This is a genomic window from Xanthomonas sp. F1, from assembly GCF_014199855.1.
In genome coordinates this window covers 905976-927813 of sequence record NZ_JACHOK010000002.1, presented here as the reverse complement: position 1 = coordinate 927813, position 21838 = coordinate 905976, and the positions used below count along the sequence as shown (strand labels likewise).

Annotated in this window: 17 protein-coding genes; 12 read left to right on the top strand and 5 right to left on the bottom strand. The window is 71.4% G+C overall.

Going from position 1 to position 21838, the window contains the following annotated elements:
• Positions 1-17 precede the first annotated feature (17 nt).
• From GGR71_RS08560 to GGR71_RS08545, 4 genes are all read right to left on the bottom strand, one after another.
• Positions 18-2204, bottom strand: coding sequence for a diguanylate cyclase domain-containing protein (locus GGR71_RS08560; protein WP_184451825.1), 2187 nt, complete (start codon positions 2202-2204; stop codon positions 18-20).
• A gap of 177 nt (positions 2205-2381) precedes the next feature.
• Complete coding sequence (locus tag GGR71_RS08555) at positions 2382-2870, bottom strand: GNAT family N-acetyltransferase (RefSeq protein ID WP_160958919.1); 489 nt, start codon at positions 2868-2870, stop codon at positions 2382-2384.
• On the bottom strand, positions 2867-4489 hold the full coding sequence (locus tag GGR71_RS08550; RefSeq protein ID WP_160958921.1) for an FMN-binding glutamate synthase family protein: 1623 nt from the start codon (positions 4487-4489) through the stop codon (positions 2867-2869). Before GGR71_RS08550 ends, GGR71_RS08555 begins: the two co-directional genes overlap by 4 nt.
• Before the next feature lie 149 nt (positions 4490-4638).
• Positions 4639-5928, bottom strand: coding sequence for a nucleotide sugar dehydrogenase (locus GGR71_RS08545; protein WP_160958923.1), 1290 nt, complete (start codon positions 5926-5928; stop codon positions 4639-4641).
• A 363-nt stretch (positions 5929-6291) separates the two neighbouring features.
• On the opposite strand from GGR71_RS08545, the gene GGR71_RS08540 reads away from it, so the two are divergent.
• Entirely contained in the window at positions 6292-6615 is a 324-nt protein-coding gene (locus tag GGR71_RS08540; protein ID WP_048488963.1) for a hypothetical protein, read from the top strand.
• 15 nt (positions 6616-6630) lie between these two features.
• Positions 6631-6807: a hypothetical protein gene (locus GGR71_RS08535; protein WP_184451815.1), complete on the top strand. Its 177-nt coding sequence runs from the start codon at positions 6631-6633 to the stop codon at positions 6805-6807.
• Between the two features lie 85 nt (positions 6808-6892).
• Here GGR71_RS08535 and GGR71_RS08530 read toward each other — a convergent pair whose 3' ends face one another.
• Entirely contained in the window at positions 6893-7873 is a 981-nt protein-coding gene (locus GGR71_RS08530) for a substrate-binding domain-containing protein (RefSeq protein WP_160958926.1), read from the bottom strand.
• 160 nt (positions 7874-8033) lie between these two features.
• Here GGR71_RS08530 and ptsP point away from each other — a divergent pair, with 160 nt between their 5' ends.
• The 10 genes from ptsP (at position 8034) to GGR71_RS08480 (ending at position 21836) form a co-directional block, all read left to right on the top strand.
• Complete coding sequence (ptsP, locus tag GGR71_RS08525) at positions 8034-10544, top strand: phosphoenolpyruvate--protein phosphotransferase (RefSeq protein ID WP_160958928.1); 2511 nt, start codon at positions 8034-8036, stop codon at positions 10542-10544.
• Positions 10541-11494: a 1-phosphofructokinase gene (gene pfkB, locus GGR71_RS08520; protein ID WP_184451813.1), complete on the top strand. Its 954-nt coding sequence runs from the start codon at positions 10541-10543 to the stop codon at positions 11492-11494. The genes ptsP and pfkB overlap by 4 nt, the downstream gene beginning before the upstream one ends.
• A gap of 55 nt (positions 11495-11549) precedes the next feature.
• On the top strand, positions 11550-13280 hold the full coding sequence (locus tag GGR71_RS08515) for a fructose-specific PTS transporter subunit EIIC (protein WP_184451811.1): 1731 nt from the start codon (positions 11550-11552) through the stop codon (positions 13278-13280).
• A 92-nt stretch (positions 13281-13372) separates the two neighbouring features.
• Entirely contained in the window at positions 13373-14641 is a 1269-nt protein-coding gene (locus GGR71_RS08510; RefSeq protein WP_184451809.1) for a carbohydrate porin, read from the top strand.
• 855 nt (positions 14642-15496) lie between these two features.
• Positions 15497-16204 (top strand): response regulator, encoded by a 708-nt coding sequence (locus tag GGR71_RS08505; RefSeq protein ID WP_160947424.1) that lies wholly within the window; start codon positions 15497-15499, stop codon positions 16202-16204.
• Positions 16201-17622: a sensor histidine kinase gene (locus tag GGR71_RS08500; RefSeq protein ID WP_184451807.1), complete on the top strand. Its 1422-nt coding sequence runs from the start codon at positions 16201-16203 to the stop codon at positions 17620-17622. The genes GGR71_RS08505 and GGR71_RS08500 overlap by 4 nt, the downstream gene beginning before the upstream one ends.
• Positions 17619-19043 (top strand): efflux transporter outer membrane subunit, encoded by a 1425-nt coding sequence (locus GGR71_RS08495; protein WP_160958939.1) that lies wholly within the window; start codon positions 17619-17621, stop codon positions 19041-19043. The genes GGR71_RS08500 and GGR71_RS08495 overlap by 4 nt, the downstream gene beginning before the upstream one ends.
• Positions 19043-20176 carry an ABC transporter permease gene (locus tag GGR71_RS08490; RefSeq protein WP_160958942.1) on the top strand — a complete coding sequence of 378 codons (1134 nt, stop codon included), beginning with the start codon at positions 19043-19045 and terminating at the stop codon, positions 20174-20176. Before GGR71_RS08495 ends, GGR71_RS08490 begins: the two co-directional genes overlap by 1 nt.
• Complete coding sequence (locus GGR71_RS08485) at positions 20173-20940, top strand: ABC transporter ATP-binding protein (RefSeq protein ID WP_184451805.1); 768 nt, start codon at positions 20173-20175, stop codon at positions 20938-20940. Before GGR71_RS08490 ends, GGR71_RS08485 begins: the two co-directional genes overlap by 4 nt.
• On the top strand, positions 20937-21836 hold the full coding sequence (locus GGR71_RS08480; RefSeq protein ID WP_160958947.1) for an HlyD family secretion protein: 900 nt from the start codon (positions 20937-20939) through the stop codon (positions 21834-21836). Before GGR71_RS08485 ends, GGR71_RS08480 begins: the two co-directional genes overlap by 4 nt.
• The last annotated feature ends 2 nt before the right edge of the window (positions 21837-21838 follow it).

Here is a 21838-nt window from a genome sequence, read left to right as displayed (position 1 = left end):
CGCACGGCACGCAGCGCTCAGAGCACCGCGATCTGCACCCGCGCCTGCGGATCGCGCTTGGCCACGTACATGGCCTCGTCGGCGCGCTGGGTGAGCAGGACCGGATCGAAACCCGGCCCGGTCTGCACGGCGATGCCGATGCTCGGTTGCAGCGGCAGATGCCGGCCGCTGACCTCGCAGCCGACCGCGCACGCTTCCATGATCCGCGCCGCGGCCGCCAGCACTTCGTGCCTGGCGTCGGTCAGCCCTTCCAGCAGGACCACGAACTCGTCGCCGCCCAGCCGGGCGATGCTGTCCTGTCCACGCAGGCAGCGCTGCAGCAGCCGCGCGAAGTGCACCAGCAGCGCATCGCCGACGTGATGGCCGAAGCGGTCGTTGACGCTCTTGAAGTCGTTCAGATCCAGGAACATCACCGCCACCTGGCCCTGGCCACGGCGCTCGTTCATGCGCCGCCGCAGGATCTGGTTCCAGGCCATCCGGTTCGGCAGCCCGGTCAGTTCGTCGCGCAGCGCACGCTCTTCCAGCAGCCGCGCCAGCCGGGTCTGCCCGGTGATGTCGCTGATCATCAAGTGCAGTCCGACCGGCTGCGGCGCCAGCGCCACGTCGGGGATCAGGCTGAAGTGCATGATCCGCAGGCTATCGGCGGCATCGCACAACTCGGCGTCGAACTGCGCCGGCACGCCCTGCAGCGCCGTCGGCAGATGCGGTTGCAGCAGCGCCAGTTGCTGCGGGTCCAGCACCTCGTGCAGGCTGCGGCCGACGATGCGCTCCGGCGCCAGTGCGAACCATGCCGCATACGGCCGGTTGACGAACTGGTAGCGCAGGTCGCGGTCGAGGTAGGCGATCAGCGCCGGCGCGTTGTCGGCGATGGTACGCAGCTGCGCCTCGCTATGGCGCAGGCGCAGCTCGGCCAGGTGCTGCTCGTTGATGTCCTGGATATGTGCGACGAAATGCAATGGGCGCTCCTGTTCGTCGCGCACCAGCGACACCGCCAGACGCGTCCGTACGAGGCCGCCATCGCGCCGGCGATAGCGCTTTTCGATGCGGTAGTCGCTGCATCGACCGGCGATCAGCTCCGCCACCAGGGCCATGTCCTCGGCAAGATCGTCCGGATGGGTCAGGTCCTGGAAACGCAGCTCCAGCAATTCCGCGCGGCTGTAGCCGAGCATTGCGCACAAGGCGTCGTTGACGTCCAGCCAGCGCCCTTCCAGCGACACCAGCGCCATGCCGTGCGCGGCTGCCGAGAACGCGCCGGAGAAGCGCTGCCCGGCCAGCAGTGCCGCGTGCGACGCTGCGCGTTCGGCGCTGACGTCGCGCATCACGCACACCGCGCCCAGGCTGCGCCCATCGCCGCCTTCGAGCCGTTCCGCATTGCACAGCACGCTGCGCGGCGCTTGACCCTTGGCCGCAATCACGATCTCCGCATCGCGCACCGATTCGCCGCGCCAGGCGCGGACCAGCGGCACTTCCTCGCTGGACAGCAGGCGCTTGCCGCTGGCGTCGAACAGGTCGAAGTACTGCGGCCACTGCTCGGGCGGCAAGGCGCGCGGATCGGCCCCGTGCCAGTGCCGCGCCACCTGATTGAATTCGCCCAGCGTGCCGTCGGCCAGGCACGACACCACGCCATCGGGCATGGTTTCCAGCAGCAGGCTCAGGGTCTTGGCCTGGTCGTGGGCGATGCGCGCGTCGCGGCGCGCTTCCAGTTGCGCGGTGACCTGCCTGGCCAGCCGCTGCAGGCTTTCGCGCTGGCGCGCGTCCAGTTGCCGCGGACGGATGTCGATCACGCACAACGTGCCGTAGCTATAGCCCTGGTCGCCGACCAACGGCATGCCTGCATAGAAGCGCAGGTGCGGCGCACCGCACACCAGCGGGTTGCGGGCGAAGCGCGGGTCCAGCGTGGTATCCGGCACCTCCAGCAGCTGCGGCGACAGCAAGGCATAGGTACAGAAGGCCAGTTCACGCGGATAGCCGGTGGTACCGGCAGGCAGGCCGCAGCTGGCCTTGAGCCATTGCCGGCGTTCGTCGATCAGCGAGATCAGCGCGATCGGCGCCTCGCACAGCTGGCTGGTCAGCCAGATCAGATCGTCGAAGTCCGGCTCCTGCGAAGTATCGAGCATGCCCAGTTCGGCCAGCGCGCGCAGGCGCTCCGCTTCGTCGGCGGGCAGCGGCACGGACGCGGCGTCGGGGACCGAGGGTGGGTTCATGCGCTGCACGCTGGGGAGATGACGGCACGATAGCGGGCGGCGGCGGCGATGGCGAGCCTGCGGGAAAATGCTGCGACGCAAAAAGGAGGAGTGCGACGAGTGCGTTGGCTGTCAGCAGCCGATCCTTCATCGCGGCGAACGCCGGGAGTCACACGCCCTTTCCGCCAAGCGCATCGATTACTCTGCCGCGCCGATCTTCTCCATGAACACGCAATCGAGCTCGATTCCGCTGGGATGGGGATAGCGTCCCTCGCGTACCACCGCATAGCCCTGCGCGCGGTAGAACGCCACCGCGTTCAGCGCAGCGGCGAGATGGATGCGCGGACACGGCGCCAGGCGCTGCTCCAGTGCCTGCAGCAGGCGCCGACCGAGGCCGCTGCCGCGCAACGATGGGTCCACGAACAGGCCGTCGATTTCTGCGCCGGCCACGTCGACGACGCCGAACCCGAGCACGCGGCCACCGGCATCCTCGGCGACCATCGCCGCACCCATGGCGACCAGGTCGCAGTAAGACGCCGGCGCCGGTGCCGCGGACCAGCGCGCGATCACGTCCGGCGGATAGTGGCTGCTGCACACCTCGCGCACGCAGCGGGTGCGCAGCGCCCACAGTACCGGGATGTCCTCAGGCACCGCCTGCCGCAATCGCGCCGGCGCCGCTTCGCTCATTGCGACTTGCTGTCGCGCAGGCGGCGGATGCGCTCCGGCGGCTGGAACGAATCGCTGCGCGCGTCGCCCCAGTAATCGTGGAAGACCGCATGGTCGGGCACCGTGCGCAGCAGTTCGCCCGGCTCCAGGTAGCGGTATAGCGAAGCCAGCGAGCGGATCTCCACCTGCGAGATGCGGCGCAGGATGTGCTCCGGCCCCAGTTGCGACGGATGCGCCAAGCCAGCGGCGCTGAGCAATTCGCGCAATGCCTTGAGCGTGTTGGCGTGATAGTGCGCGACCCGGGTGGCCTTGTCGGTGGGGTCCAGGTGCTGCCAGCGGCGCCGGTCCTGGGTGGCGATGCCGGTCGGGCAGCGGTCGCTGTGGCAGCTCAGCGACTGGATGCAGCCCAGCGCGAACATGAAGCCGCGCCCGGCGTTGCACCAGTCCGCGCCCAGCGCCAGGGTGCGCGCGATGTCGAAGGCGCTGGTGATCTTGCCGGCGGCGCCGAGCTTGATCCGTTCGCGGATGTCCAGCCCGACCAGGGTGTTGTGCACCAGCAGCAGCGCCTCGTGCATCGGCACGCCGACGTGGTCGATGAACTCCGCCGGCGCCGCGCCGGTGCCGCCCTCGGCACCGTCGACGACGATGAAGTCTGGATACAGCTCGCTTTCCTGCATCGCCTTGGCGATGGCGAACCACTCCCAGGGGTGGCCGATGGCCAACTTGAAACCGGTGGGCTTGCCGCCGGAGAGTTCTCGCAGCCGCGCCACGAACTGCAGCAGCTCCAGCGGCGTGGAGAACGCCGAATGTCGCGATGGCGAGACGCAGTCCTGGCCCATGGCGACGCCGCGGGTGGCGGCGATCTCGGCGCTGACCTTGGCCGCCGGCAGCACCCCGCCGTGGCCCGGCTTGGCCCCCTGCGAGAGCTTGACCTCGATCATCTTGACCTGCTCCAGCGTCGCGTTGGCGACGAAACGCTGCGGGTCGAAGCGTCCCTGCTCGTCGCGGCAGCCGAAGTAGCCCGAGCCGATCTCCCACACCAGGTCGCCGCCGCACTCGCGATGGTAGGGCGAGATCGAGCCCTCGCCGGTATCGTGATAGAAGCCGCCCTGGCGCGCGCCGGCGTTGAGCGCACGGATGGCGTTGGCCGACAGCGCGCCGAAGCTCATCGCCGAGATGTTGAACACGCTGGCCGCGTACGGCTGCGCGCAGTCGGCGCCGATGGTGACGCGGAAATCGTGGTCGGCGATCTCGCTGGTGGCCAGCGAATGGTTGATCCATTCGTAGTCCGGTGCGTAGGTGCTGCGCTGGGTGCCGAACGGCACCACGTCCATCACGTTCTTGGCGCGCTGGTAGACCAGGGCGCGCTGCTGCCGTGAGAACGGCGCCTCCTCGATGTCGCTCTGCAGGAAGTACTGGCGCATCTCCGGGCCGACCGATTCCAGGCCATAGCGGAAATGCGCCAGGATCGGATAGTTGCGGCGCAGGGTGCTGCGGGTCTGCAGCAGGTCCACGGTGCCCAGTACCGCCAGCACGGCGAAGGCGGCCACGCCCCAGCCCCACAGCGGCCAGATCGCGCACAGGGCGATGGACAGCGCCAGCAGCAGGCAACTGGCGAGATAGGCTAGGTAGCGGTGCATCGCGGTCCTCGCAGGCGTCGGAAGCCGGCGAGTGTAGAGGGTGGCGCGGTCATGGCGGCGCATCCGCCGCCGGCTCCGCTCCGCGCAGGTACAGCTTGCGGGTGCCAGGCGCGCCAGCGATGTGGGCTGGCGCTAGCCCGTGACCAGTCTTACAACCGGTCGTCCACCGCCGCGCGCGGCCACACCGACTTGACGTCGTAGACCACCAGGTCGGAGGTGCCGAGCGCGCGGATCTGCGCTGCGTCCAGGTCGCGATACGCCGCATGCGCCACCGCCAGCACCACCGCATCGTAGCGGCCGGGCACCGGTTCGGGCAGCAGGTCGACACCGTGCGCCTGCGCCGCCTGCGGGTCGGCCCAGGGGTCGCAGGCGTCGACGCGGGCGCCGGCCGCCGCCAGCGCCTGCACCAGTTCCAGCGCTCGGCTGTTGCGCAGGTCCGGGCAGTTCTCCTTGAAGGTGACGCCGAGCACCAGCACGGCGGCGTCGGCCATCGCCACGCCTTTGTCCGCCAGCAGCGCCTGCACCCGCGCGGCGACGTGCGCGCCGACCCGGTTGTTGACCTGGCGCGCGGTGTGGATCAGGTCCGGGTGGTAGCCCACGCTCTCGGACTTGTGCAGCAGGTAGTACGGATCCACGCCGATGCAGTGGCCGCCGACCAGGCCCGGCCGGAACGGCAGGAAGTTCCATTTGGTGCCGGCGGCATCCAGCACGTCCTGGGTGTCGATGCCGAGCCGGTCGAAGATCAGCGCCAATTCGTTGACCAGGGCGATGTTGACGTCGCGCTGGATGTTCTCCACCACCTTGGCCGCCTCGGCCACGCGGATCGACGGCGCACGCCAGGTGCCGGCGGCGATGATGCCGGCATACAGCGCGTCCACCGCGTCGGCGGCGGCCGGGTTCGAGCCGGAGGTGATCTTGCGGATGTCGGCCAGGCGCCGCTGGCGATCACCGGGGTTGACCCGCTCGGGGCTGTAGCCGCAGTGGAAATCGATGTCGCAGCGCAATCCCGAACCCTGCTCCAGCAGCGGCACGCACACCTCTTCGGTGGTCCCCGGGTAGACGGTGGATTCGTAGATCACCAGGTCGCCGCGCTTGAGCACGCCGGCCAGCAACTCGCTGGCCTGGCGCAGCGGCTGCAGGTCGGGCTGCTCGTGCGCATCGATCGGGGTCGGCACGGTGACGATGTACACGTTACGGTCGCGCAACTCGGCCGCGTCGTCGCTGTAGCGCAAATGCACGCCGGCGCGCAGCTCCTCGGCCTCCAGTTCCAGGGTCTGGTCGTGCCCGTCGCGCAATTGCGCCACGCGCTGCGCATCGATGTCGTAGCCGAGCGTGTCGTGGCGGGCGCCGAACGCCACCGCCAGCGGCAGGCCGACATAGCCGAGGCCGATCACGGCGATGCGCGGCGGCGCGGAATCGAACACGGGGGCGACGGACATGCCAATCCTTTACGGGCGCCGGCAACGGCGGCCGTCGGCGCGTGATGGTGGAAACCGGAGTGCCCGCGCATGCGGACGTCGCCCATGGTAAGCCGCTCTGCGGGCGCGGACCAAGCCATCCGCGGAACACCGGCATTGCATGCGCGTGCCATGCCTTCACACGCGCGGCGGCGGCCGTCTTCACAACACAGCGTGTGAAAGACGCCACCCGGCGTCACGCTTTGCCAGGAAAACGCCTGCGTCTTGCCGCGCAGACGACACCAGCACGACTCCGCCTTTACGCGGCGCGGCCTAGTCTCGGGAAGTGGACGCGTCAGGGGGCGCCTCCGCATCTCCCATTCCTCTCACTCAAGGAGAACTCGCGTGAGTCACGCTCCGAGCCTGCTCGTGGATGTCGAAGCCGAATTGGCGCATTGGAAAGCGCTGCACGCGGCGGGCAAATTGGGGTCGCAGTCGTTCAGCGAACATGCGCGCCTGATCAAGATGGCGTGCGACGTCTTCCTGCAACTGCCGCGCGAATCCAACGACGTGCGGCTGCAGCGCCTGCGTCAGCGCTACGACGCCGAGCACCCCTGGCCGCGCATCGCCTGGAGCGATGCCGAAACCCTGGTCGTCGCCTGCTGGGCACGCCTGGACGGATCCGAGCAGCGCGACCGCAGTCCCGATCCGGCGCACACCCCCGCCTGATCCAGGAGGTCCGTCATGTCCCCGCCCGCCAACCGCGACAACGCCCACGATTCGCAGCAACGCAGCCAGACACCCGACAAGATGCACAACGACGACGCGCAGTGGAAGGCGCGCGATCAACCCGACAGCGATCCCAAGCACGACCACGCCGACCCGGAACACGACTATCCGCGCCCGGACGGCAGCGAGTAAGTAAGCACGTCACCCCTCCCGCTGCGGCCGACCACGGTCATCGCCGCAGCGGCACCCCTCCCGCCATACCACCGACCTGCGGCAGTCAGCGCAGGCTCGACCCGCGCACGATGCAGCGGCCGCTGAGTACCACCTTGCGGGTCGGCTGCGTCGGCGCGTTCATCCGCTCCAGCAGCAACGACATCGCGGTGCGGCCCATCTCTTCCACCGGCTGTTCGATCACGGTGATCCCGGGCTCGACCAGGTCGGTCCAACTCTCGTTGTCGAAGCCCGCCAGCGCCAGGTCCTGCGGGATGCGCAGACCGGCGCCGCGCGCGGCCTTCAGCGCCCCCATCAGCAGCAGGCTGTTGCTGGCCACCAGCGCATCCGGCCGCGGCGCCTGTGCCAGCCAGGTCTGGACCTCGGCGATCGCCGCCTCCGCGCTCGGCGCCACCTCGCGATAGTCCGGCGTCAGCCCGTGCCCGCGCATCGCCTCCAGATAGCCATCGCGGCGTTCGGCAGCGGTGCTGCTGGTCTTGCCGAACAGGCCGCCGATGCGGCGCACGCCTTGGCCGACCAAGTGATCGACCAGGGCGGCCATGGCCGCGGCATTGTCCAGGACCACGCTGTCGTGCGTGCCGCTCTTGCCGGCACGGTCGAGCAGCACCACCGGATGGTCGAAGGTCAACTTGCCCAACTGGCTCTGGGTGGTGCGGGTCGGGGCGAAGATCAGCCCGCTGACCCGCTCCTCCTGCATCAATTGCAGATACAGCGCCTCGCGCTGCGGATCCTCGTCGGTATTGCACAGGATCACCCGCATGCCGGCGCGGTAGGCGACGTCCTCGACCGCGCGAATCGCGGCGGTGAAGAACGGATTGCGGATGTCGGCAACGATCAGGCCCACCACCCCCGAATGCTGCGAGCGTAGCCGCCGCGCCATCAGGTTGGGGCGGTAGCCGGTCTCGCGTACCGCCGCTTCCACCCGCGCCCGCACCTCTTCGCTGACCGGGCCCTGGCCCAGGGCGCGCGACACCGTGGAGGTCGAGACGCCGGCGACCCGGGCCACGTCGTGAATGCTGACGCTCACTGGCAACGTTCCCGCATTGTCTTCATTCCAACTCCCTGTCGCCTGGCGTTTCTCGATAGTAGCACCAGGCTTTTCCGATGGATTTGTGCACTGCACATTGACGATCGACTGGGAACGTTCCCACACTGCGCCCACTTGCCGCCCACCCCAAGGATTCCGCGTGTCCCAGACGCCCTCCTCTCTCCTGGTTTCCAGCGACCTGGTCCGGGTCGATGTCCAGGTCCGCGACAAGGCCGACGCGATCGCCCAGGCGGCGCAGTTGCTGGTCGCCGCCGGCTGCGTGCCGCCGGCCTACGAGGCCAGCATGCTGCGCCGCGAAGCGCTGGCCAACACTTTCCTGGGCCACGGCGTGGCGATCCCGCACTGCACCGGCGAAGACCGCCACCTGGTGCGCCGCGACGGCATCGCGGTGCTGCAGCTGCGCGACGGCGTGGAGTGGAACCCGGGCCAGACCACGCGCCTGGTGGTCGCCATCGCCGCCCAGTCCGATACCCACATCGCCGTGTTGCGGCGGCTGACCCGCTTGATCCAGGACCCGCCGCGGCTGGAGGCGCTGTTCGCCAGCGACGATCCGCAGGCGATCGTCGCCGCGCTCAGCGAGGATGCGGCCCCGGCCGCGCCCACCGCGCCAGCCAGCGATCTGGCCGAGCGTTTCGACTGGACCGTGCGCTACCCCACCGGCCTGCATGCGCGCCCGGCCACGCGCTGGGTGGAAACCGCGCGCGGCTTCGCCGCCCGCATCCAGGTGCGCGCTGGCGACCAGGTCGGCGACGCCAAGAACCTGGTGTCGCTGCTGCAGTTGGGCCTGCACGCCGGCGACACCGTGACCATTTCCGCCGAGGGCCAGGACGCCGCCGCGGCGCTGGCGCGGCTGCGCAGCGTGATCGACGGCCTGACCGCGCAGGAGCAGGCCGATGCCGAGGCCGCCGCGCAGCGCCGCGCCGCGCCGGTCGCCGGCTGGACCCCGCCGCAGGCGCAGCCGGCCATCGTCGGCATCGGCGCCAGCCCCGGCCTGGCGATCGGCGTGGTGCACAAGCTGGCCGGTCACGACGTCGCGGTGGCTGACACGCCGGTGCCGCTGAGCGACGGCGGCGCCTTGCTGCACGACGCCCTGCAGCGCACCCGCACGCAATTGCAGGCGATCGAAGAGGACACCCGGCGCCGGCTCGGCGCGGGCGATGCGGCGATCTTCCGCGCCCAGGCCGAACTGCTCAACGACACCGATCTGATCACCCTGGCCTGCCAGCTGATGGTCGAGGGCCACGGCGTCGCCTGGTCCTGGCAGCAGTCGGTCGAGCGCCTGGCCAACAAGCTCTCGGCGCTGGGCAATGCGGTGCTCGCCGGGCGCGCCAGCGACCTGCGCGACGTCGGCCGGCGAGTGCTGGCGCAGTTGGATCCGAGCCTGGCCGGCGGCAGCCTGGCGCAGTTGCCGGCCGCCCCGTGCATCCTGCTCGCCCACGACCTGTCGCCGTCGGACACCGCCAACCTCGATACCGGTCGCGTGCTCGGCCTGGCCACCGCGGTGGGCGGGCCGACCTCGCATACCGCGATCCTCTCGCGCACCCTCGGCCTGCCGGCGCTGGTCGCCGGCGGTGCCGACCTGCTGGACCTGGAGGATGGCGCCACCGTCATCGTCGACGGCAGCAGCGGCCGTCTGTACCTGGCGCCGTCGGACGCCGACCTGGCCTCGGCCCGCGCCTACATCGACGAACAGCAACAGCTGCGTGCACGCGAGGCCGAGCAGCGCAACCAGCCGGCGCAGACCCAGGATGGCCACCGCCTGGAGATCGGCGCCAACGTCAACCTGCCCGAGCAGGTCGCCACGGCGCTGGCGCAAGGCGCCGAGAGCGTGGGCCTGATGCGCACCGAATTCCTGTTCTTGGAGCGCGGCAGCACGCCCAGCGAAGACGAGCAGTACGCCACCTACACCGCAATGGCGCAGGCGCTGGACGGCCGCGCGCTGATCGTGCGCGCGCTGGACATCGGCGGCGACAAGCAGGTCGCACACCTGAACCTGCCGCGCGAGGACAACCCGTTCCTGGGCGTGCGCGGCGCACGCCTGCTGCTGCGCCGCGCCGACTTGCTGCAGCCGCAGCTGCGCGCGCTGTACCGCGCGGCCAAGGACGGTGCGCGCCTGGCGATCATGTTCCCGATGATCACCTCGGTGGCGGAACTGCTGACGCTGCGCGCCGAATGCGAGCGCCTGCGCGCGGAACTGCAGGCACCGGAGGTGCCGCTGGGCATCATGATCGAAGTGCCGGCCGCGGCGATCCAGGCCGATGCGCTGGCGAAACATGCGGACTTCTTCTCGATCGGCACCAACGACCTGACCCAGTACACCCTGGCCATCGATCGGCAGAACCCGGACCTGGCCGCCGAGGCCGACAGCCTGCATCCGGCGGTGCTGCGCCTGATCCGCACCACCGTCGAGGGCGCGGCGCGCCACGGCCGCTGGGTCGGCGTGTGCGGCGGCCTGGCCGGCGATGCGTTCGGCGCGGCGCTGCTGGCCGGGCTGGGCGTGCACGAGCTGTCGATGACCCCCAACGACATTCCCGCGGTGAAGGCGCGCCTGCGCGGCAGCCGCCTGGACGCGCTGCAGGCGCTGGCGCAGCGCGCGCTGGACTGCGAAAGCGCGGCCGAGGTGCGGGCGCTCGACGGAGCCGGCGCATGAGCGTCGATGCCGTCACCGTCACCCTGAATCCGGCGATCGACCTCACCGTGGCGATCGATCGGCTGCAACCGGGCCACGTGCATCGCGCCCACAGCGCCCACGCCATCGCCGGCGGCAAGGGCATCAACGTCGCCGCCTGCCTGGCCGATGCCGGCCTGCGCTGCGCCGCGCTCGGCGTGCTCGGCGCCGGCAACGCACAGGTGTTCGAGGCATTGTTCGCCGAACGCGGCATCGACGATCGTTGCCTGCGCGTGCCCGGCGACACCCGCAGCAATCTCAAACTGGTCGCCGCCGACAGCGGCGCCACCACCGACATCAACCTGCCCGGCCTGTCCCTGGACCAGGCGCAGCTCGACACCATCGGCGCGCGCCTGGCCGACGTGCTGCGCCCCGGCCTGCCGGTGGTGCTCAGCGGCAGCCTACCGGCCGGCCTGGCCGAGGACACCTGGCGACAGCTGCAGGCGCAGGCCGCCGCGGCCGGCGCGCGGGTGCTGCTGGACACCAGTGGCGCGCCGCTGCACGCCGCCCTGGACGCGCCGCGCGCGCAACTGCCGTTCGCGATCAAGCCCAACCGCCACGAGCTGGAGGAATGGGCCGGCGCGCCGCTGGCCACCACCGCCGACCTGCTCGGCGCCGCACGCGCGCTGCTGGCGCGCGGCATCGGCCTGGCCGTAGTGTCGCTGGGCAGCGACGGCGCGCTGTTCGTGCGCGGCGAGCAGGCGCTGCTGGCGCAGCCGCCGCAACTGACCGGCGGCAGCAGCGTCGGCGCCGGCGATGCGATGGTCGCCGGCCTGGTCGCGGCATTGCGCGCCGACGCCGACCTGGCGACCTGCGCGCGCCAGGCCACCGCCTTCGCCGTGGCCACGCTGGGCAGCGGCGTCGCCCGCCGCCTGCCGCGCGAGCGCCTGCCGGACCTGGCCGCCGCCGTCCGCATCGAGACCCTGTCATGACCTCCGCCGCGTCGCCCTGCCGCGCCGCGTCCTCTTGCGCTCATCGGGAGCCCGCATGAATCCGATCCTCGTGGTGATCGCCGCCGGCGATCGCAGTACCGAAGCCGTCCTCGCCGCCGAGGCGCTGCGCCATGCCGCCACGCTGCGGGGCGCCGTCCTGCAGGCCGAGGTGCGCACGCCGCAGGGCGTGATCGCGCCGCTGGACCTGGCCGCGGCCTCCGCCACCGCGCCGCTGCTGCTGGTCGGCGATGGCGAGGCCGATGCCGCCCGCTTCGGCGGGCGCGGCGTGCAGCGCAGCAGCCTGGACGCGGTGCTGGCCGATGCCGGCGCGGTGCTGGCGCCGCTGCTGGCGGGCGCCGCGGCGACCGCTGCCAGTGTTCCGGCCGCTGCCGGCAACACCGAGGGCGCCGGCAAGCGCATCGTCGCCATCACCTCCTGCCCCACCGGCATCGCCCACACCTTCATGGCCGCCGAGGGCCTGCAGCAGGCGGCCAAGCTGCTGGGCCACCAGATCCGGGTGGAGACCCAGGGCTCGGTGGGTGCGCAGGACGCGCTCAGCGCCGAGGAGATCGCCGCCGCCGACCTGGTACTGATCGCCGCTGACCGCGAGGTCGACCTGGGCCGCTTCGGCGGCAAGCGCCTGTTCAAGAGCGGCACCAAGCCGGCGATCAACGACGGCCCGGGACTGATCCGCAAGGCCCTGGCCGAGGCCGGCGTGCACGCCGCCGGCACTGGCGGCGGCGCCCCGGCCAAGGCCCAGGGCGGCCGCTCCGCCGGCCCGTACAAGCACCTGATGACCGGCGTGTCGTTCATGCTGCCCTTCGTCACCGCCGGCGGCCTGCTGATCGCGCTGGCGTTCGCGCTCGGCGGCATCTACGCCTTCGACGACGCGCACAAGGGCACCCTGGCCTGGTCGCTGTTCCAGATCGGCGCCAAGGCCGGCTTCACCCTGATGGTGCCCGCCCTGGCCGGCTACATCGCCTACTCCATCGCCGACCGCCCCGGCATCGCCCCGGGCATGATCGGCGGCATGGTCGCGGCCAACCTCGGCGCCGGCTTCATCGGCGGCATCCTCGCGGGCTTCATCGCCGGCTACGGCGTGGCCGCGCTGAACCGGGCGATCAAGCTGCCGCGCACGCTGGAAGGCCTGAAGCCGGTGCTGATCCTGCCGGTGCTGGGCACCCTGCTGGTCGGCCTGGCCATGCTGTACGTGGTCGGCCAGCCGGTGGCCGAACTGCTGGCCTGGCTCACCGAATGGCTGCGCGGCATGCAGGGCAGCAGCGCGGTGCTGCTGGGCCTGCTGCTGGGCGCGATGATGGCCTTCGACATGGGCGGGCCGGTCAACAAGGCCGCCTACGCCTTCTCCACCGGCCTGATCGCCAGCCAGGTGTACACGCCGATGGCCGCGGCGATGGTCGCGGGCATGACCCCGCCACTGGGCATCGCCCTGGCCACCTGGGTGTTCCGCAGCCGCTTCACCCAGGACGAGCGCGGCAGCAGCGCCGCCACCGGCGTGCTCGGCCTGGCCTTCGTCACCGAAGGCGCGATCCCCTACGCCGCGCGCGACCCGCTGCGCACCATCCCGGCGCTGATGCTCGGCTCGGCGCTGGCCGGCGCGATCTCGATGGCCGCCGGCGCCGAGCTGAAGGTGCCGCACGGCGGCGTGTTCGTGCTGCCGATCCCCAATGCGGTCAGCCACCTGGGCATGTACCTGGTGGCGCTGCTCGCCGGCACCGTGGTCACCGCCGTGGCGCTGCGGCTGCTGAAGAAGCCGGTCGCCGCCTGATCCCGTCCATGCGCCGGCGCGTCGCCCAGGCGATGCCCCTCCCCCGTCGCCGCTGGCGGCGCGCCGGCCTTTCCCTGCTGAGGAGTTCCGCCATGTCCCGTCCCCTCGTCTCGTCCCTGCCCCTGGCCACCCTGGCGCTGGCGCTCGCCGCACCGTTGGCCCACGCCCAGGACGCCAGCGACGCATTCAAGCTCAAGCTCGCCTACACCGGCGAAGGCGCCGTGTCGCTGGACGGCGGCAAGCATGAGGGCAGCGCCTACGCCGGGCAGCTGATGTTCGGCACCGACGTGGACCTGCAACGGCTGATGGGCTGGAACGGCGCCACGCTGAAGGTCTACGGCATCAATCGCCACGGCACCAACCTGGCCAACGGCAACATCGGCAACAGCACCTCGGTGCAGGAAATCTACGGCGGCCAGGGCACCCGCCTGGCCAATTTCACCATCGACCAGAAGCTGTTCGACGACCGCCTGGAACTGGAGGCCGGCCGCAGCGTGGCCAACATCCACTTCCTGGGCTCGGACCTGTGCGGCTACTTCCAGGGCAACTCCGCCTGCGGCAACCCGACCTTCGTGTTCCGCACCAGCAACTTCACCTATTGGCCGGTGTCGAGCTGGGCCGCGCACGCCAAGGCCTGGGTGACCCCGAACGTCTACGTCCACGTCGGCGCCTACGAGGTCAACCCGATCCAGGCCGAACGCGGCCAGCACGGCCTGAACTGGAGCACCAACGACCGCACCGGGGTGATCGTGCCCTACGCGATCGGCTACACCACCCAGGCCAGCGGCGCGCGCCTGCCGGCGATGTACGAGCTCGGCGGCTGGCAGGACAACTCCGACTACCGCGATCCGCTCAACGACCGCAACGGCAACCCGGCACGACTGAGCGGGCTGGACTACGCCACCCGCAACGGCCGCTCCGGCGCGTTCGTCCGCTTCGAACAGCAGGTCACCCGCCCCGACCCGGACAGCAACCGCGGCCTGGTGCTGTTCGGCTCGGTGCTCAAGGGCACCTCCGGACAATTGATCGAAGACCATTTCCTGGAACTGGGCCTGGTCCAGCGCGGCACCTTCGCCAGCCGCCCGCAGGACAACATCGCCTTCGTCGTCACCCAGCAGCACTACAGCGACGACGCCCTGGAAGACCTGCGCCTGGCCCGCGCCGCGGCCGGCGGCAGCGGCACCCCGCACCGTTCGCAGACCATGATGGAACTGAGCTACGGCATCCAGGTGACCCCGCAGCTGCGCATCGCCCCGAACCTGCACTACATCGTGCACCCGGACCAGTTCAACGAACCGGCGCGCACCCGCGACCTGCCCAATGCCCTGGTGGCTGGGTTGCGGCTGGACTGGGCGCTCTGAGGGGCCGGGATTCGGGAGTCGGGATGGGGGATTCGTCGAAGCGGGTGCGGCGGCTGCGGTGATCGGACCCGCTGAGGCGAGTGTCTCGGCGAACGCGATGGCTTGCCGAGGACCCGCCTGAACTCCGGCCGGCGGCGTTTGCCCGCCATGTCGCCGCTGGTCCGCCGGCGGCTGACAGCTGGCGCCAACGCTTGCGGACCTGACGCCAGGCCGCACCCGCCCATGAGGCACGACCCGGTTCGCCTGGATCGACAAGGCACGGAACACCCCGCGGTCGCCAGCCAGGTCGAGCGAGCGTGGCGGCAGATGCGCCACGCCCGACGGCTGGCCGACCGCGCGACCGCCCCCAAAAGCCGCCGACGGCAAGCGCACAGCGGCCGCACGCCAGCCATCGACCACCGCACGCCATCGCAGCAAGCACTGAACGCAGAAGGCCCCGGCATGCCGGGGCCTTCTGCGTTTCCTTCCCTGTGATTCCGATCGCAGTGACCATGCGCCGGTCCGTCGACGCCTGCGGGGGCGAAAAAGTGGCCGGCGAATCGAGATCCGTTCGATTCCGTGCGAACCCGTCTCCCTGGCGCGGGAGCGGTGACGTTGCCGGCGTATGCATGATGCCGGCGCCGCGGGGCCGTGAGGATCGGCGGATGCCGCGCCTGCTTATAGGATTTTCCCTACCCGGCGGAGGTCGGGCCAGGAAACCGTGCGAAAGATGTCATGGGTGACAATCATCATCACCCCATCGCACAATCTGCATGCAGGCTCCATCGAAGCTACATCGACTTATGTGAACGTAGTGACTTCGCCGCCGCCGATTACGACGGTTTTCCCACATCCCCGTTGCAAGCATTTCGCGTCATGCGCATCCTGGTCGCCGAAGACGATACGTCCATTGCCGTTGCATTGCGCGACTCGCTCGCCGAGTGCGGCCACGTGGTGGACCATGTCAGCGACGGTGCCGCCGCCGAACGCGCACTCGGTAGCGAAAGCTATCAACTGTTGGTTCTGGACCTGGGCCTGCCGCGCCGCGACGGGCTGCAGGTGCTGCAGCGCCTGCGGGCGCGCCGCGACGAGATCCCGGTCCTGGTGGTGACCGCACGCGACGCGGTGGAAGACCGCATCCGCGCGCTCGACCAGGGCGCCGACGACTACCTGATCAAGCCCTTCGAACTGTCCGAGTTCCTCGCCCGCACCCGCGCGCTCCTGCGCCGCAGCAGCAGCGGCGGCGTGCCGGAACTGGTGTTGGGACAACTGCGCATCAACCTGGCCGGGCGCCGGGTGTGGCTGCAGGACCAGCCCCTGGACCTGACCGCACGCGAGTTCGCGCTGCTGGAGACCCTGTTGCTGCGCAGCGGGCGCGTGGTCAGCCGCAGCCAGCTGACCGAGGCGCTGTGCGACTGGCAACACGAAATCACCGACAACGGGCTGGACATCTCCATGCACCGCCTGCGGCGCAAGCTGCATGGCGCCGGCGTCGGTATCCGTACCATCCGCGGCCTGGGCTATCTGCTGGAGGAGTCGCGCGCCGCCTCACCGGCCGCCGACCACGCACAGATCCCGCAGTGAGCGCGACCGCGGCCGCGCAGTCGCCGGCATACCGCCATCCCAGCCTGCGCCAGCGACTGCTGGCGTTCCTGCTGATTCCGACCATGCTGCTGATGCTGGTGGTGTCGGCGCTGTTCTACCTGCTGATGCTCAAGTACACCAATCACGTCCACGACATGGACCTGAAGGAGGACACCCAGGGCCTGGCCAATGCGGTCAACGACCCCGGCGAGCGCATGCCGCTGACCCTGCAGGCGCGTCAATTGCTGGAATACAGCAGCGACGGCCGGGTGTTCTTCAAGCTGGACAGCCGCCGCCACGGGGTGATCAGCGGCAGCACCCAGCCGATTCCCGCGCATCCGGATCCGGCCGAGATCGGCCGGGTGATGCTGTACGACGACCACATGGACAACGGCGTGCCGGTGCGCGTGGCCAGCCTGTTGCTGCCCTCGGCGCTGGAGCCGGGCGACTGGCTCACCGTGTCGGTGGCCGAGACCCTGGACGACCGCCATCGCCGCGCCCGCGAGATCCTGGTGCTGATGTTGCCGACCGAACTGCTGCTCACCTGTTCCCTGCTGGTGCTGGTCTGGCACGGCGTGCGGGTCGGCCTGCGCATGCTGGAGCCGGCGGTGCGCCGGCTCGACGACAGCCAGCGCGACCTCAGCCCGGTGTCCGGCCCCGACATCCCGGTGGAGATCCTGCCGCTGACCCAGGCCATCGACGGCCTGCTCGGCCGCCTCAAGCACATGATGGCGCTGCAGGAGCGCTTCCTCGCCGACGCCGCGCACCAGCTGCGCACGCCGCTGGCCGGGCTGAGCATGCACGTGCAACGCGCCCAGGCCAGCCAGCGCCCGGAGGACACCGCGCAGGCGCTGCAGCACATCCGCCAATTGACCGACCGCGCCACCCGCACCTCCACCCAGCTGCTGGCGCTGACCCGTACCCAGGCGCCGCGCGAGAGCATCCGCGAGTTGCTGCCGCTGGACCTGGCGCAATGGCTGCCGCAGGCCCTGTCCGACCGCATCCCCGATGCGCTGCACGCCGGCGTGGACCTCGGCTACGACGCCGCCGACGACGACGCGCCCGCCTGGGTGGCCGCCGACACCTATGCGCTGCGTGAACTGCTCGACAACCTGCTGGACAACGCCTTCCGCCATGCCGCCGGCCGCGTGGTCACGGTCAGCCTGCGGCGCGATCCGCAGGCCGTGCGCCTGGCCGTGGACGACGCCGGAAACGGCATCGACGAGGCCCTGCTGCCGCGCCTGGGCGAGCGCTTCTTCCGTGCCCCGGACGCGCCCGAGGGCGGCACCGGCCTGGGCCTGGCGATCGTCGCCAACATTGCCGCGCGCCACCACGCCACGCTGCGCTACCGGCGTTCGGCGCTGGGCGGCTTGCGCGCGGAACTGGACCTGCCGGCCGGCGCGGAGCCGCAGGCATGACCCGCGTCCGCTTTCGCCCGGCCAGCCTGCTGGCGCTGGCCGCCGCGTGCGCGCTGGCCGGCTGCGCCAGCACGCCGATGCCCGACCTGCCGCAGCAATCGCTGCCGGCGCACTGGAGCAGCCCGACGCCGCAGGCCGCGGTCGCCCGCCCGCCCGGCACGGCCTGGTGGCAGGACTTCCACGACCCACAGCTCGACGCGCTGGTCGCGCAGGCGCTGCGCGAGGACCTCAACGTCGGCCAGGCGCTGGCCAAGCTGCGGGCGGCGCGACGCCTGGATGCGGTGGCCGGCGCCTCGCAGCGCCCGCAGTTGCGCGCGCGCACCCTCGACCCGATCGACCCCGATGCCAGCGCTTCGTTCCTGGTGGTCGGGCTCGACTCGGAATGGGAGCTGCCGCTGTTCGGCCGCGGCGAGGCGACCCGGCGCATGGCGCGCGGCGATCTGGACAACGCCCAGGCCGACCTGGCGCAGGTGCGCGCGGCGACCATCGCCGAGGTGACCCGCAACTGGATCGACCTGCGCCACGCGCAGCAAGCCGAGCGGCTACAGCAGGACGTGGTCGCCGCACGCCAGCGCCAGGCGACCCTGCAGGCGGCGCTGGTCGACCTGCACCTGGCCACCCCGGCCTCCGCGACCCAGACGCAAGCCGCCGCGCTGCAGGCGCAAAGCGCCATGAACGAACCACGCGAGGCCGCCGCCGCGGCCGCGCGGCGCCTGGCCCTGCTGCTGGGCCGCAGCACGCCCGACCCGGCGTGGAACGCGGCCGCGGCCAGCGCCGCGCCGACCGCGCTGCAGATCGCCGCGGTCGACAGCGTCCCGGCCGACCTGCTGCGCCGGCGCCCGGACATCGCCACGCGCGAGGCCGAGGTGCTGAGCGCGGCCGGCGCGCTGGACCTGGCCCGCGCCGATCAGTACGGCAGCATCGGCCTGGGCGGTTCGATCCGTTGGTCCACCACCCTGCTGAGCCACCGCCGCACCGCCACCCACGGCATCGCCTCGTTCGGCCCGGTGATCGACATCCCGCTGTTCGACTGGGGCATCCGCCATGCCAAGGCCAAGGCGCGTGGCGACCTGCTGGAAGCGGCGACCCTGGCCTACCGGCAGACCGTGCTGGCGGCGGTCAATGAGGTCGAGGACGCCCTGACCGCACTGGAACAGCAGCGGCGCAACGTCGAGACCCAGCAGCAAGTGCTGCAGGCACAACAGCAGGCCAGCGACGTCGCGCAGCAGCGCCGGCGGCTGGGCCTGGGCAGCGACCTGGACGTGGCCACGCAACAGGCCGCGCGCGACCAGGCCGCCCTGGAACTGCTGGAAGCGCAGCGCCAGCGCGACCTGGCCTACGTCGCCCTGCACACCGCACTGGGCAGCGCCACCGCGCCCATTCCCGACACCGGCACCGGACACCAAGGCGCGCAACCCTGATGGTCGCGCTGGCCCGCCAGACCCTGCGCTACGAGTGGCGACGCTTCCTGCCGGTGGTGGTATCGGTGGGCTTCGCCAGCTTGTTGCTGCTGCTGCAGACCGCGCTGGTGCTGGGCATCTTCGGCAGTGCCAGCGTCTACGTGTCCGGCTCCGACGCCGACCTGTGGCTGGGCTATCCCGGCACGCAGAGCGTGGACCAGGGCCGTGCCATCGATCCGGACGCGGCCGCGCCGCTGTACCTGGACCCGCGGGTGGCGCAGGTCGAACCGTTCCTCTGGTTCGACGGCGACTGGCGCGGCCCCGGCGACACCGGCGCGGTGTCGGTCTACGTCTCCGGCATCGACACCCGCGACGGCGGGCTGATGTTCTCGCGTCTGCTCAGCCCGGCCTTGCGCGCGGCACTGCGCGAACCGGACACCGTGGTGGTGGACCGCGCGGAACTGGACAAGCTCGGCGTCGGCGTCGGCAGCAGCGCGCGCATCAACGGCCACCGGGTGCGGGTGATCGGGGTCGGCCGTGGCCTGCGCGCGCTGGGCGGGGTCAACGTGCTGGCCTCGCTGGATACCGCGCGCGCGCTCAACAGCGACACCGCACACCCGGACTGGCCGACCTACATGGTGGCCAGGCTGCGTCCCGGCACCGACCCGCAGGCGGTGGCGCAGGCGATCGACAGCACGGTCACCCGGCCGCGCGTGGAAGCCTGGAGCGCGGACGATTTCGCCCGGCGCAGCATCCTGTTCTGGATGTTCGACACCGGCGCCGGCTCCGGCGTGCTGTTCCTCGGCGGCATCGTGCTGCTGGTCGGCGTGGCCATCACCAGCCAAACCTTGCTCGGCACGGTGCTTGGCGCGGCGCGCGAGTACGCCACGCTCAACGCGTTGGGCGTGAGCATGCGCAATCTGCGCTGGGTGGTACTGGAACAGGCCGCATGGGTCGGCGCGCTGGGCCTGATCGGCGCCAGCGCACTGGGCGCGGCGCTGGTCGCACTGGCCCGCGCGCACGACGTGCCGGTGGCGTTCAACGCCAGCGGCTGGGGCCTGTGCGTGTGCGCGGTGATGTTGCTGACCGTGGTCTCGGCCCTGGCCGCGCTGCGCGGGCTGCGCCGCGCCGATCCGGCGTTGCTGTTGCGATGAGCCGGAGCGCCGCTCCCGCCGCCGCGTTGCACCCGGCCGCCGCCACCCTCAGCGGCAGCGGGCTGTGCAAGAGCTTCGTCTCCGGCAGCCTGCGCACGCCGGTGCTGCGCGACGTGGAACTGCAGGTGTGGCCGGGCGAACTGACCCTGATCTCCGGCCCGTCCGGCTGCGGCAAGAGCACGCTGCTGTCGATCCTCAGCGGCCTGCAGCGTGCCGACGCCGGCCAGGTACTGGCGCTGGGCGAGGAACTGGGCGCGCTCGGCGCCAGCGCGCTGGAGCAATTCCGCCTGCGCCACACCGGCTTCATCTTCCAGGGCTTCAACCTGTTCCCGGCGCTGTGCGCGCTGGACCAGGTGCGGCTGCCGCTGCAGTACATGGGCCTGGCGCCGGCTGAGGTGCGCAGCCGTGCCGAAGAGGCGCTGGCCGAGGTCGGCATCGCCCACCGCCAGCACCTGCGCCCGGCCGAACTGTCCGGCGGCGAGAAGCAGCGCGTGGCCATCGCCCGCGCGCTGGCCAAGCACCCGGCGCTGCTGTTCGCCGACGAACCGACCAGCGCGCTGGACGCCGGCAACGGCCAGATCGTGATCGACCTGCTGCACCGCATCGCGCGCCGCCACAACACCATGGTGCTGTGCGTGAGCCACGACCCGCGCCTGATCCGCCACGCCGACCGCGTGCTGTCGATGGAGGACGGCCGCATCCTCGACGACCGCCGCGTGAATGCGCCGCCCTCGCCCCTGCCCTCACGGAATCCCGCACCATGAAAGCGTTCGCCGCCGCGCCCCTGCTGAGCCTGCTGCTGGCCGCATGCGCGCCATCGGACCGCACGCCGGCCCCGGCGCCGGCCGCCACCCCGGCCTACCTGGCGGTGGCGCGCGGCCGCATCGACGTGGAGGGCGGCGTGCTCAAGCTCGGCCTGCCGGTCGCCGCGACCCTGCGTGAGGTACCGGTGCACGAGGGCGACGCGGTGCAGAAAGGCGCCTTGCTGATCGCCGGCGACGACCGCGCCGCCGCGGTCGACCTGGACATCGCCCGCACCCGCGCGCAGGCCGCCGCCACCCACCTGAAACAACTGCAGCAGCGCCTGCAAAGCGCCCAGCAGAAGCAACGGCGGCTGGCCGAGGCCGCACGCCTGGGCGCCGGCGACGGGCAGAGCGCCGACGACGCCAGCGACGCGGTGCAGAGCCTGGTCGACGCGCTGGACACCGCGCGCAGCGATGCAGCCTTGGCCGAGGCGCAGGTGCGCGCGGCCGACCTGCAGCGTGCGCAGTACCGGCTGCAGGCGCCAGTCGCTGGCCGCGTGCTGCAGCTGTCGGCCGCGGTCGGCGCGCGCAGCGAGGCCAACGCGCCGCTGCTGACCCTGCTGCCGGACGCACCGCGCCTTGTCCGCGCCGAATTGAACGAAAGCTATGCCGGCAGCGTGACCCCGGGCATGGCTGCCGAGGTGATCAGCGACGATGGCCGCCAGACCGTGCTCGGCGAAGCGGTGGTGCGCTGGCTGGCGCCCGCCTACGGCCCCACCCAGTTGCACGATGACGCCACGCCGGCCGGCAACGACCGCAGCGTGGCCTGCGTGCTGGCCTTCACCCAGCCCTCGACCCTGCGCCTGGGCCAGCGCGTGCTGGTGCGCTTCCGCAACCCGGCCGCGGCCAAGCATTGACC

Excerpts from the sequence above, each read along its gene's own strand:
- GGR71_RS08480 (WP_160958947.1), top strand. The coding sequence starts at position 20,937 with ATGAAAGCGTTCGCCGCCGCGCCCCTGCTGAGCCTGCTGCTGGCCGCA.
- GGR71_RS08510 (WP_184451809.1), top strand. The coding sequence starts at position 13,373 with ATGTCCCGTCCCCTCGTCTCGTCCCTGCCCCTGGCCACCCTGGCGCTG.
- GGR71_RS08535 (WP_184451815.1), top strand. The coding sequence starts at position 6,631 with ATGTCCCCGCCCGCCAACCGCGACAACGCCCACGATTCGCAGCAACGC.
- GGR71_RS08485 (WP_184451805.1), top strand. The coding sequence starts at position 20,173 with ATGAGCCGGAGCGCCGCTCCCGCCGCCGCGTTGCACCCGGCCGCCGCC.
- GGR71_RS08545 (WP_160958923.1), bottom strand. The coding sequence starts at position 5,928 with ATGTCCGTCGCCCCCGTGTTCGATTCCGCGCCGCCGCGCATCGCCGTG.
- GGR71_RS08555 (WP_160958919.1), bottom strand. The coding sequence starts at position 2,870 with ATGAGCGAAGCGGCGCCGGCGCGATTGCGGCAGGCGGTGCCTGAGGAC.
- GGR71_RS08505 (WP_160947424.1), top strand. The coding sequence starts at position 15,497 with ATGCGCATCCTGGTCGCCGAAGACGATACGTCCATTGCCGTTGCATTG.
- GGR71_RS08515 (WP_184451811.1), top strand. The coding sequence starts at position 11,550 with ATGAATCCGATCCTCGTGGTGATCGCCGCCGGCGATCGCAGTACCGAA.
- GGR71_RS08550 (WP_160958921.1), bottom strand. The coding sequence starts at position 4,489 with ATGCACCGCTACCTAGCCTATCTCGCCAGTTGCCTGCTGCTGGCGCTG.
- GGR71_RS08490 (WP_160958942.1), top strand. The coding sequence starts at position 19,043 with ATGGTCGCGCTGGCCCGCCAGACCCTGCGCTACGAGTGGCGACGCTTC.
- GGR71_RS08560 (WP_184451825.1), bottom strand. The coding sequence starts at position 2,204 with ATGAACCCACCCTCGGTCCCCGACGCCGCGTCCGTGCCGCTGCCCGCC.
- pfkB (WP_184451813.1), top strand. The coding sequence starts at position 10,541 with ATGAGCGTCGATGCCGTCACCGTCACCCTGAATCCGGCGATCGACCTC.
- GGR71_RS08495 (WP_160958939.1), top strand. The coding sequence starts at position 17,619 with ATGACCCGCGTCCGCTTTCGCCCGGCCAGCCTGCTGGCGCTGGCCGCC.